The 15,037-nt window shown below is 67.8% G+C and carries 11 protein-coding genes; 3 read left to right on the top strand and 8 right to left on the bottom strand.

Annotated elements, in window-relative coordinates; all coding sequences use genetic code 11:
- Nucleotides 1–57: 57 nt before the first annotated feature.
- Entirely contained in the window at nt 58–981 is a 924-nt protein-coding gene (locus ACXYX3_RS26440; protein WP_458609642.1) for an LpqN/LpqT family lipoprotein, read from the bottom strand.
- A 208-nt stretch (nt 982–1,189) separates the two neighbouring features.
- Here ACXYX3_RS26440 and leuS point away from each other — a divergent pair, with 208 nt between their 5' ends.
- Both leuS and ctaD read left to right on the top strand, forming a co-directional pair.
- A complete protein-coding gene (leuS, locus tag ACXYX3_RS26435; RefSeq protein ID WP_458609641.1) occupies nt 1,190–4,024 on the top strand; it encodes a leucine--tRNA ligase in 2,835 nt (944 codons plus the stop codon).
- Nucleotides 4,025–4,094: 70 nt separating this feature from the next.
- A complete protein-coding gene (gene ctaD / locus ACXYX3_RS26430) occupies nt 4,095–5,852 on the top strand; it encodes an aa3-type cytochrome oxidase subunit I (RefSeq protein WP_458609640.1) in 1,758 nt (585 codons plus the stop codon).
- Here ctaD and ACXYX3_RS26425 read toward each other — a convergent pair whose 3' ends face one another.
- On the bottom strand, nt 5,853–6,518 hold the full coding sequence (locus tag ACXYX3_RS26425) for an SDR family oxidoreductase (RefSeq protein ID WP_458609639.1): 666 nt from the start codon (nt 6,516–6,518) through the stop codon (nt 5,853–5,855).
- Between the two features lie 54 nt (nt 6,519–6,572).
- Here ACXYX3_RS26425 and ggh point away from each other — a divergent pair, with 54 nt between their 5' ends.
- Complete coding sequence (ggh, locus tag ACXYX3_RS26420) at nt 6,573–7,913, top strand: glucosylglycerate hydrolase (protein ID WP_458609638.1); 1,341 nt, start codon at nt 6,573–6,575, stop codon at nt 7,911–7,913.
- 3 nt (nt 7,914–7,916) lie between these two features.
- Here the strand turns inward: ggh and ACXYX3_RS26415 are convergent, their stop codons facing one another.
- The 6 genes from ACXYX3_RS26415 to ACXYX3_RS26390 form a co-directional block, all read right to left on the bottom strand.
- On the bottom strand, nt 7,917–8,357 hold the full coding sequence (locus ACXYX3_RS26415) for a MarR family winged helix-turn-helix transcriptional regulator (protein WP_241204380.1): 441 nt from the start codon (nt 8,355–8,357) through the stop codon (nt 7,917–7,919).
- Between the two features lie 68 nt (nt 8,358–8,425).
- Nucleotides 8,426–9,172: an amino acid ABC transporter ATP-binding protein gene (locus tag ACXYX3_RS26410; protein WP_241204381.1), complete on the bottom strand. Its 747-nt coding sequence runs from the start codon at nt 9,170–9,172 to the stop codon at nt 8,426–8,428.
- Nucleotides 9,172–10,971: an ABC transporter substrate-binding protein/permease gene (locus ACXYX3_RS26405; protein WP_458609637.1), complete on the bottom strand. Its 1,800-nt coding sequence runs from the start codon at nt 10,969–10,971 to the stop codon at nt 9,172–9,174. Before ACXYX3_RS26405 ends, ACXYX3_RS26410 begins: the two co-directional genes overlap by 1 nt.
- An 84-nt stretch (nt 10,972–11,055) precedes the next feature.
- The gene (locus tag ACXYX3_RS26400) at nt 11,056–11,850 is read right to left on the bottom strand and encodes an LLM class F420-dependent oxidoreductase (protein WP_241204383.1); all 795 of its coding nucleotides are present in this window, start codon (nt 11,848–11,850) and stop codon (nt 11,056–11,058) included.
- Nucleotides 11,851–11,939: 89 nt separating this feature from the next.
- Nucleotides 11,940–14,003: a PhoX family protein gene (locus ACXYX3_RS26395; RefSeq protein ID WP_458609636.1), complete on the bottom strand. Its 2,064-nt coding sequence runs from the start codon at nt 14,001–14,003 to the stop codon at nt 11,940–11,942.
- Nucleotides 14,004–14,098: 95 nt separating this feature from the next.
- Complete coding sequence (locus ACXYX3_RS26390) at nt 14,099–14,995, bottom strand: alpha/beta fold hydrolase (RefSeq protein ID WP_458609635.1); 897 nt, start codon at nt 14,993–14,995, stop codon at nt 14,099–14,101.
- Between the last annotated feature and the right edge of the window lie 42 nt (nt 14,996–15,037).

The following is a 15,037-nucleotide window of genomic DNA, read 5'->3' as shown; positions in this document are numbered from 1 at the left end:
CTCCGAGGCGGGCCGCCGTCCCCCGGGCGCCAGGCTTCGCCCGGGGGACGACGCCGCTCAACCCTGCAGTCCCAGCAGCTGCGGCGCGGGGGCCACCGCAGCGGGGAGAGCAGGAGCCGGGGGCGCCGGTGGTGCCGGCGCAGGGGGCGCGCCCAGCGGCGCACCGGGGGCGGGCGCCGCGGACGGCACGCTCACCTTGAAGCCCTTGATGATCGCCTCCGTCGCGTCCGCGGCGGCGACGACCTGGTCGACGCTCGTGGTGACGGCCAGTGACACCAGGTACCGGTCGGGACCGACGGTCGCGATGACGTGGCGGCGCGATGTGTTCAGCGTCATCGCGTTCTCGCGGTACGTGCCTTCGATCAACGACGACGGCATCCCGCCGAAGTCGGCGAACGAGGCGTCGGTGGCGCGCCACGCCGGCTGCTGCTGGGCGTCGATGAACCCATGGCTGATCGCTTCTCGCGGGTCGAAGTCACCGACCAGCTTGTAGACCACCACCTGGGCGTTCGAAGAGTACAACCCGTTGCCGCCGACGCGATCGGCGATCACTGCGAACGCATCGGGCACGTTCGGATCGGGGATGTGCTGCCAACCGCGCGGCATCGGCAGCACGATGTTCAGGGCGCGGAAGTCGCGGCTCGACTGCGGCTGCATGGTGACGCCCTTGGCCGTGAAGAAGTCGGTGAGCGTGCCCGAGGTGGCAGGGGCGAGCTGCGGCTGCTGGACGACTGCGGGAGCGGTGACTCCGGCGGGTACCGCGGCCATTCCCGCCGTGACGGGTGCCACACCCGCGGGCACCGCGGAGACGCCCGGCGCCGCGATGGTCGCCGGCGACGGCTGGGTGGGCTGCACCGGCAGCGGCTGCGCCGACGCGGTCGCCGCGACAGTGAGCGTGACGGTGAGCACGCCTGCCACAGCGACGGCGCACGCACCCAGTCCTTCTGCCAGAACCCGCCAGCCGCGGGCGATTTCGCTCATCGAGTGAAGTCCTCCCAGTTAGTGTCACCGACTCCCTGGCGCCTCGTGTACAGACGCGACCGGGGTCAGGCGAGAAATGTATCCACGCCGCTGAGCCGGTCACCAGGGCTGGAATCGAGCTGGGACCAACCCCTGACGCATCCGCAACGGAACCGATACCAACCCGTGGCCCGCGGGGCGGCCGAGCTGCGGCTTATACCCTGTTGGCGTGACCGACGCGCCGACTGGAACCGATGACACCCCCCGCCACCGCTATACCGCGGAGCTGGCCGGGGAGATCGAGCGGTCGTGGCAGCAGCAATGGGCGCAGCGCGGCACCTTCAACGTGGCCAACCCGGTCGGCGAGCTCGCACCCGCCGACGGCACGCCGATCCCCGCCGACAAGATGTTCGTGCAGGACATGTTCCCGTACCCGTCGGGGGAGGGGCTGCACGTCGGTCATCCGCTGGGCTACATCGCCACCGACGTCTACGCCCGCTACTACCGCATGACCGGTCGGAACGTGTTGCACGCGTTGGGTTTCGACGCGTTCGGCTTGCCTGCCGAGCAGTACGCGATCCAGACCGGCACCCACCCGCGCACCCGCACGGAAGCCAACATCGTCAACTTCCGCCGCCAGCTGGGCCGGCTGGGACTCGGGCACGACACCCGGCGCAGCTTCTCCACCACCGACGTCGACTTCTACAAGTGGACGCAGTGGATCTTCCTGCAGATCTTCGATGCCTGGTTCGACCCGGTCCAGAACAAGGCGCGACCGATCGCCGACCTGGTCGCCGAGTTCGAGAACGGCGAACGGGAGGTCGGTGACGGCCGTAGCTGGTCGGCGCTGAGCAGCGGCGAACGTGCCGATGTCCTGGCCGATCACCGCCTGGTCTATCTCGCCGACTCGGTGGTGAACTGGTGCCCCGGACTGGGCACGGTCCTGGCCAACGAGGAGGTCACCGCCGACGGCCGCAGTGAGCGCGGCAACTTCCCGGTGTTCCGGAAACGCCTGCGGCAGTGGATGATGCGCATCACCGCCTACTCCGACCGGTTGCTCGAAGATCTCGACGTGCTGGACTGGCCGGACAAGGTCAAGACCATGCAGCGCAACTGGATCGGGCGGTCGACCGGCGCGAGCGTGCTGTTCGGCACGGACGCCGGCGACGTCGAGGTGTTCACCACCCGCCCGGACACGCTGTTCGGGGCGACCTACTTGGTGCTGGCTCCCGAGCACGATCTGGTCGACGGGTTGGTCGCCGAGCAGTGGCCCGACGGCGTGGACGAACGGTGGACGTTCGGTGCGGCGTCGCCGCGGGAGGCCGTCGCCGCCTACCGCGCGTCGATCGCGGCGAAGTCGGATCTGGAGCGGCAGGAGAACAAGACCAAGACCGGGGTGTTCCTGGGCGCGTATGCGGTGAATCCGGCCAACGATCAGAGGGTCCCGGTGTTCATCGCCGACTATGTGCTCGCCGGCTACGGCACCGGCGCTATCATGGCGGTGCCCGGTGGTGATCAACGTGACTGGGATTTCGCCACCGAGTTCGGCTTGCCGATCGTGGAAGTGGTTGCCGGCGGCGATGTTTCGGAGGCCGCCTACACGGGCGACGGGCCCCTGGTGAATTCCGACTTTCTCGACGGGATGGACGTGGCGGCGGCCAAGGAGGCGATCACCGAGCGGCTGGTCGCACAGGGCCGCGGCCGGGCCCGCGTCGAGTACAAGCTGCGGGATTGGCTTTTCGCCCGTCAGCGCTACTGGGGCGAGCCGTTCCCGATCGTTTACGACTCCGACGGGCGCGCCCACGGGCTGCCCGAGGAGCTGCTCCCGGTCGAACTGCCCGACGTGCCGGACTACTCGCCGGTGCTCTTCGACCCCACCGATGCGGACAGCGAGCCGTCGCCGCCGCTGGCCAAGGCCACGGACTGGGTCAATGTCGAATTGGACCTCGGTGACGGGCGCAAGTCCTACACCCGCGACACCAACGTGATGCCGCAGTGGGCCGGCAGCTCCTGGTACGAGCTGCGCTACACCGATCCGTACAACACAGAAGCGATGTGTGCCAAGGAGAACGAGGCGTATTGGATGGGTCCGCGCCCGGCCGAGCACGGCGCCCAGGACCCCGGCGGTGTCGATCTGTACGTCGGTGGGGTCGAGCACGCCGTGCTGCACCTGCTGTACTCCCGCTTCTGGCACAAGGTGCTCTACGACCTGGGCCACGTGAGCTCGCGCGAGCCGTACCGGCGACTGGTCAACCAGGGCTACATCCAGGCGTTCGCCTACACGGATTCGCGCGGTGCGTACGTGCCGGCCGCGGACGTGATCGAGCGGGACGGGAAGTTCTTCTACGACGGCGCCGAGGTCAACCAGGAGTTCGGCAAGATCGGCAAGAGCTTGAAGAACTCGGTGTCGCCCGACGAGATCTGCGAGGAGTACGGCGCGGACACACTGCGCGTGTACGAGATGTCGATGGGTCCGCTGGAGGCGTCGCGGCCCTGGGCGACCAAGGACGTCGTCGGCGCGCATCGCTTCCTGCAGCGGGTGTGGCGCCTGGTGGTCGACGAGACGACGGGTGAGCTGCGTGCCACCGCAGGCGACGCCGATGACAACACGCGAAAGCTGTTGCACCGCACGATCTCCGGAGTCGGTGAGGACTATGCGGCACTGCGCAACAACACGGCGGCGGCCAAGCTGATCGAGTACACCAATCACCTGACCAAGCAATCGGTGACCGCGCGCGAGGCGCTCGAACCCCTGGTGCTGATGGTGGCGCCGTTGGCTCCGCACCTCGCAGAGGAGCTGTGGTCGCGACTGGGGCATGACGGGTCGCTGGCGCACGGCCCGTTCCCGGTGGCCGATCCGGCCTATTTGGTCGAGGACACCGTCGAGTACCCGGTGCAGGTGAACGGCAAGGTGCGCAGCCGGGTCACGGTGGCGGCCGACGCCGCCCCGGCAGTGGTCGAGGCGGCTGCGCTGGCCGACGAGAAGGTCGCGGGCTTCCTGGAGGGCCGCACCCCCAAGAAGCTGATCGTGGTGCCCGGCCGTTTGGTCAACGTCGTCGTCTGAGCGATCTCGGCGTGCTTTTCGTCGCTGAGCGACGGTTTACCCGCCGAAATCGCGGGTAGTGCGCGTCCGCATGGTCACCGATGCCGCCCCTGATGCCGTCACCCTGCGCACCCTGGAAGCCCGGAGGCCCTTCCCGCTGCGTCTGAAACCGGTCGGCGGCCTGATCTACCGCCTCGTGACCACCACCGATCACAAGCTGATCGGCATCATGTACGTCGTCACGTGCTTCGCCTTCTTCTTCCTTGCCGGGTTGATGGCGCTGATGATGCGCACCGAGCTCGCGGTGCCGGGTCTGCAGTTCCTGTCCAACGAGCAGTACAACCAGCTGTTCACGATGCACGGCACGATCATGCTGCTGTTCTATGCCACACCGATCGTGTTCGGCTTCGCGAATCTGGTGCTGCCGCTGCAGATCGGCGCGCCTGACGTCGCGTTCCCCCGGTTGAACGCGTTCTCCTACTGGCTGTTCCTCTTCGGCGCGTTGATCGCGCTGGGAGGGTTCATCACCCCCGGCGGTGCTGCGGACTTCGGGTGGACTGCGTACTCCCCGCTGACGGACTCGACACACTCGCCCGGCGCGGGCGGCGATCTGTGGATCATGGGCCTGGCCATCGGAGGTCTGGGGACGATCCTCGGCGCGGTCAACATGATCACCACTGTGGTGTGCATGCGGGCCCCGGGCATGACGATGTTCCGGATGCCGATCTTCACCTGGAACATCCTGGTGACGTCGATTCTGGTGCTGATGGCGTTCCCCATCCTGACCGCAGCGCTGTTCGGGCTGGCGGCCGACCGGCATCTCGGCGCCCACGTCTTCGACGCCGCCAACGGCGGTGCAATCCTGTGGCAGCACCTGTTCTGGTTCTTCGGCCATCCCGAGGTGTACATCGTGGCGTTGCCGTTCTTCGGGATCGTCACCGAGATCATTCCGGTCTTCAGCCGTAAACCCATCTTCGGCTACACCACGCTGGTGTACGCCACGTTGGGAATCGGTGCGCTGTCGGTGGTCGTCTGGGCGCACCACATGTTCGCCACCGGTGCGGTGTTGCTGCCGTTCTTCGCATTCACCACCTATCTGATCGCGGTTCCGACGGGCATCAAGTTCTTCAACTGGATCGGCACGATGTGGAAAGGCCAGTTGAGTTTCGAGACACCGATGCTGTGGTCGATCGGTTTCCTGGTGACGTTCCTGCTGGGTGGTCTGACGGGTGTGCTGTTGGCGAGTCCGCCGCTGGACTTCCACGTCACCGACACCTACTTCGTCGTCGCGCATTTCCACTACGTACTGTTCGGCACGATCGTCTTCGCCACCTACGGCGGCGTCTACTTCTGGTTCCCGAAGATGACCGGCCGCATGCTCGACGAGCGGCTGGGAAAAGCCAACTTCTGGCTCACGTTCATCGGCTTCCACCTGACCTTCGGGATCCAGCACTGGCTCGGTGATGCCGGGATGCCGCGCCGCTACGCCGACTATCTGCCCACCGACGGCTTCACCGGCATGCACATCGCGTCCACGATCGGCGCGTTCATCTTGGGGGTGTCGATGTTGCCGTTCGTCTGGAACGTCTTCAAGAGCTGGCGCTACGGCGAGCCGGTGACGGTCGACGATCCGTGGGGGCATGGCAATTCGCTGGAGTGGGCGACCAGCTGCCCACCGCCCCGGCACAACTTCACCGAACTTCCTCGAATCCGTTCGGAGCGGCCGGCTTTCGAGTTGCACTATCCCCACATGGTCGAACGGATGCGGGACGAGGCGCACATCGGCCGCCATGCCACCGCGGGTGAGTCGCCAGGGGGATACGGGCCGCGCACCGAACCCGACCGTTGATCAGCGGGGCCGGACGACGACCTCGTGGATATGGGCGTCGCGGGGTGAGGTGATCGCGTCGACGGTGACGGCTGCGACGGTCTGCGGGCTCAGGAACTGAGACGGGTCGTAGTCGCGACCCTCGTAGGCGACGAGGTCCTCTTGCATGGCGGTGGCGATCCGGCCGGGGTGCACGGAGGTCACCCGCAGCGACGGTTCGTCCGCGCGCAGGGAATCGGCGAACCCGCGCAGCGCGAACTTGCTCGCCGAGTAGGACGCCAGCCCTGGTGAGGCGTTGATGCCGGCGCCGGAGTTGATGAACACGACGTGCCCGGCCGCGGCGCGCAGCGCGGGCAGCAGTTCGAGGGTGAGGGCGACGGCGCCGACGACGTTGACGGCCATGGTGGACCGCCACTGGTCGACGGTGCTCTCCCCGACCCGGCCCGGGTAGGCGACACCGGCGTTGTGGATCAGCACGTCGAGTTCGACGATCGGCTCCACCACGGCGGGGATCGCATCCGGATCTGCCAGGTCGATCGGCCACGTCGTCGCCCCGCACCGCGAGGCGACTGCGTCGAGACGGTCCGAGGGTCGCCCGGCGAGGAACAGGGTGTGGGTCGGGGCCAGCGCCTCGGCGAGCGCGGCTCCGACGCCTCCGGCAGCGCCGGTGATCATGGCGGTCGGCACATTCGCACCCTACCGACCTGCGCCGCGTCCCAACTCGTCGCATCATGGGAGGCGATGCCACACGATCCGAGCTTTGCCCCGACGCAACTCGCCGCCCGCGCGGCCTACCTGTTGCGCGGCAACGATCTCGGCACGATGACCACCGCGGCGCCGTTGCTGTACCCGCACATGTGGAGTTGGGACGCCGCGTTCGTCGCGATCGGCCTAGCTCCGCTGTCGGTCGAGCGAGCCGTGGTGGAACTGGACACCCTGCTGTCGGCGCAATGGCGCAACGGCATGATCCCGCACATCGTGTTCGCCAACGGCGTCGACGGCTACTTCCCGGGGCCGGCCCGGTGGGCCGCGTCGGCGCTCTCGCCCGACGCTCCCCGCGGCAGGCACACCTCGGGTATCACGCAGCCGCCGGTGCACGCGATCGCCGTGCAGCGCATTCTCGACCATGCGCGGCGGCGCGGCCGCTCCACGCGCGCGGTCGCGGACGCGTTCCTGGATCGCCGGTGGGGCGATATGGTGCGCTGGCATCGATGGCTCGCCGAGTGCCGAGACCAGAAGGAGCACGGCCGGATCACGGTGTACCACGGGTGGGAGTCCGGCATGGACAATTCACCGCGCTGGGATGGCCCGTATGCCAACGTGATTCCCGGTGACGTACCGCCGTATCAACGCGAGGACAACAAGATCAACACCGACGCCAGCCAGCGTCCCAGCGATCTGGAATACGACCGCTACCTGTGGCTGGTCGAGGAGATGAAGTCCGTTCGCTACGACGATCGGCTGCTGGCCAATGCGATGAGCTTCGCGGTCGAGGACGTGTTCGTCTCGGCGATCTTCTCCGTGGCCTGCCAGGTGCTCGCCGAGATCGGCGAGGACCACAAGCGCCCGCACGCCGACGTCAAGGACCTGTATTCCTGGGCCGACCGGTTCCGGGCCGGCGTGATCGACACCACCGATCAACGGACGGGCGCGGCAAGGGATTTCGACGTCCGTGGCGACCGGTGGATCGGCACCGAGACGGCGGCGCAGTTCGCGCCGCTGCTGTGCGGAGGCCTCCCGCACGAGCGGGAACGCTCGCTGATCCGGCTGCTCGAGGGGCCTCGGTTCTGCGGGCATCCGGATCTGGCGTACGCGCTGATCCCGTCGACGTCGCCGGTGTCGCGCGACTTCCGGTCCCGCGAGTACTGGCGCGGACCGGTGTGGCCGGTGATGACGTGGTTGTTCTCCTGGTGCTTCGCCCGGCGCGGTTGGGCGGAGCGGTCGTCGGCGCTGCGACGCGAGGGCTTACGCCAGGCCAGCGACGGCACGTTCGCCGAGTACTACGAACCGTTCACCGGGGAGCCGCTGGGCAGCATGCAGCAGTCGTGGACGGCGGCCGCGGTGCTCGACTGGCTGGGGTGAGAACTATTCGGCGATGCGCTCGAGCGGCGCCAGAGCGTTCGACAGCGCCGCGAGCTCCTCTTCGCTGAGCTTGCTCAGCAGCTGCGCCAGATGGGCCTGCCGGGAGGCCAGGGCATCGCGATGCTGGGCCAGGCCTTCGGGGGTGATCTCCACCAGCACAGCCCGCAGATCCGAGGGATCGCGGGACCGCTTGACCAGGCCCAGTTTCTCGAGACGCCGGATGGCGACGGTGGTGGTGGGGGTGCGGACACGCTCGTGAGCGGCCAGCTCCGTCATCCGCATGGGGCCGCGGTCGAGCAAAGTCAACAGGATCGACAGCTGCGCCAACGTCAGATCGCCGGCCGTGGGCGTCTTCCCCGTGTGGCGCAGCACGGACATCAACTTGGCGAGCACGCGCTGCAGATCGCCGGCAACGTCGCTGACCTGGGCGTCCGTGGTCACCATAATTTTGGCAGTCTAACGGGTCGCGGGCCGCCGCGACGCCTGGTCAGACGCTTTCGGAGCAAATAGTGCTACAGCACTTGTGAGAGGAAACGTTGCAGCCGCTCCGTTTCGGCTTTCTCGAAGATCTGCTCGGGCGGTCCGGTCTCGACCACGCGGCCACGATCCATGAACACCACGGTGTCGGCGAAGGACCGCGCGAAGTCCATCTCGTGGGTCACGATCACCATCGTCATCCCGTCGGCGCCGAGTTCGGCGATGAGCGCCAGCACCCCTTTGACGAGTTCGGGGTCCAGTGCCGAGGTCGCCTCGTCGAAGAACATCACCTGCGGAGACATCGCCAGCGCACGCGCGATCGCGACGCGCTGCTGCTGACCGCCCGACAGGGTCGACGGCCGCACCTCCGCCTTGTGCCGCAGCCCGACCCGGTCGAGTTGTGTCAGACCGAGTTCGCGGGCCGCGTCGGCGTCGAGGCCCTTGAGGCGTCGCGGGGCCAACGTGACGTTCTCCAGCACCGTCTTGTGCGGGAACAGCTGAAACTGCTGGAACACCATGCCGATTCGTTGGCGCAGCTGATCTGGATCGTCACCGAGCACAGACCGCCCGTCGAGCAGGATGTCACCGCGATCGGGTTCGTAGAGGCGGTTGAGGGTGCGCAACAGCGTGGACTTTCCCGATCCTGACGGTCCGATGACGGCCGTCGACGTGCCCGCGGCGACGTCGAGATCGACTCCGCGCAGGACGGCGTTCGGGCCGAAGGACAGGTGAAGGTCGGTGGCGGCCAGCGACACCGGCTCGGTTCCGGTGGACGTCGCCATCAGTTCATCTCCTGCGCGGTCGAGGTCAGCAACGGATCGTCTTCCTCGTCGGGCCGGCGACCCCGACGCAGGCGCGCGTCGATGAAGTTCACCAGGTGGGTCAGCGGGATCGTCAGCGCGAGGTAGAAGAGGCCGGCAGCGACGAGGGGGGAGAGATTCCCGGTCTGCGCGTTGAGGTCCCGGCCCACCTGGAACAGCTCCCGCTGGTTGGCGATCAGCCCGAGGAAGTACACCAGCGAGGATGCCTTGAGCAGCGAGATGAACTGGTTCATCAACGCGGGCAACACCCGTCGCACACCCTGGGGGACCACCACGAGACGCATCGAGGTGGCATAGCTGAACCCCAGAGCCCGGGACGCTTCCAATTGGCCGGGGTCGACGCTCTGGATGCCGGACCGGAAGATCTCACCGACGTAGGCGGCGGCCATCAACCCCAGTGCCGCGATGCCCAGCGGGTAGGGGTTGTTCCCGGTGAGATGCCCGACGACCGGACCGACGCCCAGCCCGATCAACAGGATGATGACCACCTCGGGAAGTCCGCGGAAGATGTCGGTGTAGACCCGCGCGGGCCACCGCAACCACCGCGAGCTCGAGATGCCGGCCACCGCCAGCACCATGCCCAGCACCAGCCCGATCACGCTGGCCGCGACGGTCAGGATCACGGTGTTGGGCAGGCCCGTGGTCAGCAGATCGGGGATCGCCTGGCGGTAGAGGTCCCAGTCGAGGAACGACGCCGCGAGTTGAGACAGCACAGATCTCGGGGCGGCGGGCTCGGTTGGCGTCTCGGCGGCGTTGTTCTGCGCAGCGATCGCGGCGAAGTCGGGCAGCTGCGGCACCGGGGCCGCTTTCGAGCCGGGCTTCCAACCCGGGGGCAGTGCGCGGGGCACCCAATCGGAGTACAGCCGCGACCATGTGCCGTCGGCGATGATCGCGTCCAGGCCAGAGTTGAGCGCGTCGATCAGCGGCTGGTTGTCCTTGGCGACCGCCCACGCGACGAAATTGTCCAGGCTGAACGTGTTCTCGATGATCTGGGCGGGATCGCCCGGCTGCACCGTGCCCTGCGCCTGCTGCGACGGCGCCACCCACGCGTCGATCTGCCCGGTCTTCAGGCTGGCGTAGACGGTGTTGTAGTCGGGGAACTTGACGGGCTGCAGCTTCAGCGTGTCGATGACGTAGGACTCCTGCACAGTGCCCTGCACGACGCCGATCCGCTGTCCTTCGGCCAGCTCGTCGAAGCCGGTGATCGGTGAGCCCTGCGGGACAACCAGGGAGAAGTATCCGAAGTCGTAGCCGTTGGTGAAGCCGACGGTCTGCCGGCGGGCGTCGGTGGTGGTGATCGACGACGAGCCGACGTCGAACCGCCGGGAGGCCACCTGCGCGAGCAGGCCGCTGAACTCGGTGCCGACGAACTCGATGCGCAGACCGAGCTTGTCGGCGACGGCCCGCAGCAATTCGTTGTCGTAACCCGTGAACTGCCCGGACGAGTCGATACAGATGCTGGGCGGGGCGTCCGACAGGGTGCCGACGGTCAGCGTGCCGGGGCGCGAGAGCCCGAGCGCGTTGACGTCGATGTCCTGCAGCGGTTTGACCCCGGGGGTCGTGTACTTGTCGTCATCGGGGCCGCCGGCCGCCGCAGAGAGGTTGGTGGGCAGCGCGCTGGCGCTCTGTTCGCCCGGCGGGGCGCACTGGTCGTTCTGGGCGCCTGCCGGGGCGGCGAGACCCATCGCCGCGAGCAACCCGGCCACCCACAGCACTGCGAACCATTTCACGATCAGACCGGGCATCCGCTTGCTGCTCATCTCAAGCAACGTAGTGGGCGGCTCGGCGCGCCCGGTTGGTTCGGCTCATTCAAAGCCGAATGGGGTGCCGAATCGGGCCGCCCGTCAGCTCTCGCGCCGGTCGCGCCACCGGCACAGCGCCTCAGCCTTGGAGAGGTCGTAGTCGGGGCCGTTGACACCGATGGTCAGCAGCGTGACGCCGAGCCCGACGAGCGATTCCGCACCGGCGAGCATCTCGTCCTCGCTGCCCTCGGGGACGCCGGAGGACCGTTCGATCGCCGAGGGATCCCGCCCGACGTCGGCACAGTGGCCGTCGAGGACCTCGGCCTTGCGCGGATAGGTGGAGGCGTCGGTGAAGCCGTGCCAGATGTCGGCGTACTCGGCGACCAGGCGCAGTGTCTTCTTCTCGCCCTGCCCGCCGATCAGGATCGGGATGTCGCGCGTCGGCGCCGGGTTGAGCTTGGACAGCCGTGACGTGATTCGGGGCATCGCGGCAGCGAGGTCGTCGAGCCGGCTGCCCGCGGTGCCGAACTCATAGCCGTACTCGTCGTAATCCTTTTCTTTCCACCCGGATCCGATGCCGAGGATGAGCCGGCCGTCGGAGATGTGGTCGACGGTGCGGGCCATGTCGGCGAGGAGCTCGGGGTTGCGGTAGGAGTTGCATGTCACCAGAGCGCCGAACTCGATGCGCGAGGTCTGCTCCGCCCACGCGGCGAGCATGGTCCAACATTCGTAGTGCGCGCCGTCGGGGTCGCCGTAGAGCGGGAAGAAGTGGTCCCAGTTGAAGGCGATGTCGACGCCGATGTCCTCGCAGCGGCGCACGGCGTCGCGGATGTGGCGGTACTCGGTCGAATGCTGGGGCTGCAGTTGCACGCCGATGCGCACAGGACGGCTGGTCATTCCAGGACAGTAGCCCCTGGCGAGCAGACGCAAACTCGAGCTCCTGTGGCCCCAAAACACTCGAGTTCGCGTCTGCTCGCGGGAGAGAACTACACGCCGATCTGCCCGTTGTCCTTCCACACCGCCACCACCGACGGCCGGGCGGTGCCGTTGCCGCCCTCGGGCCAGCGAGACTGCGGGTCGTCGATGCTGTTGTCGTCGTTCTCGCCGGGGTGCTGTACGCACACGGTGACGAGGGTGTCGGTGACGACGGGCCCGCAGGTCTCCGCTCCGATCGGCACGGTCAGGAACAGTTTCACCTCACCGCGATTGGGGCCGTCGAGCGCGACGGCGAACAATCCGTCGTTGGAGTCCAGCGCGTTGCCGTCGGTCGAGATCCACAGGTTGCCGTGGCTGTCGAACGCGAGGTTGTCCGGGCAGGAGATCGGGCTGACCTTGCTCTTGTCGAAGCCCGCGTAGTAGGTGTCGGCGGCGGCGGGGTCGCCGCACACCAGCAGCAGCTCCCAGGTGAAATCGGTACCGGCGTGGTTGTCGGTGATCTCGAGGATCTGCCCGCTCTTGTTGTCGTTGCGGGGGTTCGCGGCGTCGGGGGCGGCCTCGCCGGGTGCGCCACGTTCGTCGTTGTTCGTCAGTGCCACATAGACTTTGCCGGTCTTGGGGTTGGCCTCGAAGTCCTCGGGCCGGTCCATCTTGGTGGCACCGGCCTTGTCGGCGGCCATCCGGGTGAACACCGCGGCCTCCTGCGCCGTGATGCCGTCGACCAGCGACTCGGCCTGTCCGCCGGGGCCGCTGCGCAGCAGAGGCAGCCAGGTGCCGGTACCGCTGAACGAGCCCCTTTCCGGCAGCGTGCCCGAGCCGTCGATCTGTGCCGGCGGGATGTCGCTGGAGAGCTTCGCGACGTACAGCGTGCCCTCGTCGAGGATCGACATGTTGTGGGCAATCGCCCCGGCCCCTGGTTGAACCTTTTTCGACGAGATGAACTTGTACATGTAGTCGAAGCGCTGATCGTCGCCGGTGTAGGCGACGACGGTGCCGTCGTCGGTCACGTAGATGGTCGCGGCTTCGTGCTTGAGCCGGCCCAGAGCGGTGTGCTTCACCGGGGTCGACGCCGGATCCCACGGGTTGAGCTCCACGACGTAGCCGAAGCGGTTCACCTCGTTGGGATTCTGGGTGAGGTCGAACCGCGGATCGAAGGTCTCCCACTTCAGCGCGGTCGGTTCGGCTTCCACGCCGTAGCGATCCATCCGGTCGGCATCGACGGGTCCGGGCTTGCGGGCGCCCTCGGGTGCGCCGAAATACTCGTGGAAGTTCTCTTCGCCCGACAGCACCGTGCCCCACGGGGTGACCCCGCCCGAGCAGTTCGCGAATGTGCCTGCGACGGTCCGGCCCTCGGGGTCGGCAGCGGTCTTGACGAAATCGCTACCCGCGGCGGGCCCGACGAGAGCGAAGGGGCTGTCGGCGGTGATGCGTCGGTTGTAGCTGCCCATCACCGGCTTCAGGCCGTCCGGGGTGCGCTCCACCTCGACAACCCCCATGCCGACGGCCGCGGTCTCGACCTCGAACTGCTCCCGGGTAGGGGCGTCGGGCTGAAAGCCCGGGAACATGAACTGCGGTGTCACGTATTCGAAGTTGGTCACCAGCAGGAAGCGATTCTGCTTGCCGGGGATCGGCAGCAAACCCGCGAAGTCGTTGTTGAAGCCGAACTGTCCGCGCTGGGCCGCACCGGTCTGCCGGTTGACGTCGAACGCCGGCGCGCCGGGCAGGATCGGGTCCCCCCAGCTGATGACGACGGCGTGCCGGTAGTCGTCGGCGACGACGACGGCGTCCTCGCTGTTGGGAGCGACCGAGGCGAAGTTCATGCCGGGCAGCGGTCCGGGCGCCGGTGCCGCCGACGAAGTGGTGGGTGCGGGCTGGGAGGGGGAGGAGCAGGCCGCCAGCGCGGAGCCTGCGCCGACGGCCAGCACGGCGACACCGCCCGCCTGCAACATCGAGCGGCGAGACACCGCCTTGGCGATGTCTCCGAAGTACTCGTTGTCACTGCGGTTGGGTACGGGTTTCGAGCAGGCGTCCCCACACTTGTACACGCACGTGACGTGCTGGCGGCGGGACTTCCCGTCGTGGCTGACGAACAGGTTCAACGGCAGGAGCGTCATGAATTCCCTCGGGTTGCTACCGGCGCGGACCGCGCGAACCTACGACACCCGAACCAGCAGCAGACCACCAGAGAGTGAACAGCAAGTGTCCAGGGTCAGCCGGCCAGCACGCCCCGCAGCAGCTCCACCAGGACCTGCGGCTGGTCACTCTGCACCGAGTGCCCCGAGTTCTCGACGACATGCACGCCCCGGAATCCTGGCGCTCTGCGGGCGAATTCGGCGGCGTCGTCGTCGTCGACGAAGAACGACTTCGCCCCGCGGATCAACGTCGTCGGCGTGTGCAACCGCGGCACGTCGTCCCACAGGCCTTCGAAACCCTTGCCCGTGCGGATGGAGTCGTACCGCCACGTCCATGAGCCGTCGTCGAGCCGCTTCGAATTGTGGAACACCCCCCGCCGCAACGACTCCCGGTCGCGGTGGGGAGCGGCGGCGACGGTCACGTCGAGCATCGCGGCGAAGGACGGAAAGGTGCGCTCGCCCTGGACCAGGGCGACGGTGCCCTTCTGGGCGTCGGTCATCTGCTGGTGCCGTTCGGGTGCCGACGGGGTGACGTCGACGAGGACCAGGCGGCGCACCAGCTCGGGGGCGTGCACCGCCAGCCGCAGCGCGGTCAGCCCGCCGAGCGACATACCGACCACCAGCTCGGCGTCGGGGGCCAGGTCACGGACCACCGGTTCGACAGCGTGGGCGTTGAGCACCGGGCCGTAGTCTCCGTCCTCGCGCCACGCGGAACGTCCATGGCCCGGGAGATCGATCGCCAGTGCGGGCAGGCCCAGTCCGAGGATCACGGTGTCCCAGGTGTGCGCGTTCTGACCACCGCCGTGCAGGAACACCACCCGGACCGGGTCATCTCCGAACCGCAGCGCACTGACCGGGCCGTGCTCGACCCGTTCCGCCGACATGGGCTCACCGACGACGCCGGCTTGCCGCGCGTTCTCGTGCAGGAAGACGAATTCGGAGAGGCCGGCCAGTTCGTCGTCGCTGTCGTCCATGGTTGGACACTACGCACAGCGCAGTTATTGGGATGCGGCCGG

The organism is Mycobacterium sp. Panama NTM2, from assembly GCF_054355555.1.
Note: the sequence above shows the minus strand (reverse complement) of the source record. Positions and strands in the feature narration are given on the sequence as shown.

Bases quoted from the DNA above. Each gene is read 5' to 3' on its own strand.
- ACXYX3_RS26440 (WP_458609642.1), bottom strand. From the start codon at position 981: ATGAGCGAAATCGCCCGCGGCTGGCGGGTTCTGGCAGAAGGACTGGGT.
- ctaD (WP_458609640.1), top strand. From the start codon at position 4,095: ATGGTCACCGATGCCGCCCCTGATGCCGTCACCCTGCGCACCCTGGAA.
- ggh (WP_458609638.1), top strand. From the start codon at position 6,573: ATGCCACACGATCCGAGCTTTGCCCCGACGCAACTCGCCGCCCGCGCG.
- ACXYX3_RS26415 (WP_241204380.1), bottom strand. From the start codon at position 8,357: ATGGTGACCACGGACGCCCAGGTCAGCGACGTTGCCGGCGATCTGCAG.
- ACXYX3_RS26410 (WP_241204381.1), bottom strand. From the start codon at position 9,172: ATGGCGACGTCCACCGGAACCGAGCCGGTGTCGCTGGCCGCCACCGAC.
- ACXYX3_RS26405 (WP_458609637.1), bottom strand. From the start codon at position 10,971: ATGAGCAGCAAGCGGATGCCCGGTCTGATCGTGAAATGGTTCGCAGTG.
- ACXYX3_RS26400 (WP_241204383.1), bottom strand. From the start codon at position 11,850: ATGACCAGCCGTCCTGTGCGCATCGGCGTGCAACTGCAGCCCCAGCAT.
- ACXYX3_RS26395 (WP_458609636.1), bottom strand. From the start codon at position 14,003: ATGACGCTCCTGCCGTTGAACCTGTTCGTCAGCCACGACGGGAAGTCC.
- ACXYX3_RS26390 (WP_458609635.1), bottom strand. From the start codon at position 14,995: ATGGACGACAGCGACGACGAACTGGCCGGCCTCTCCGAATTCGTCTTC.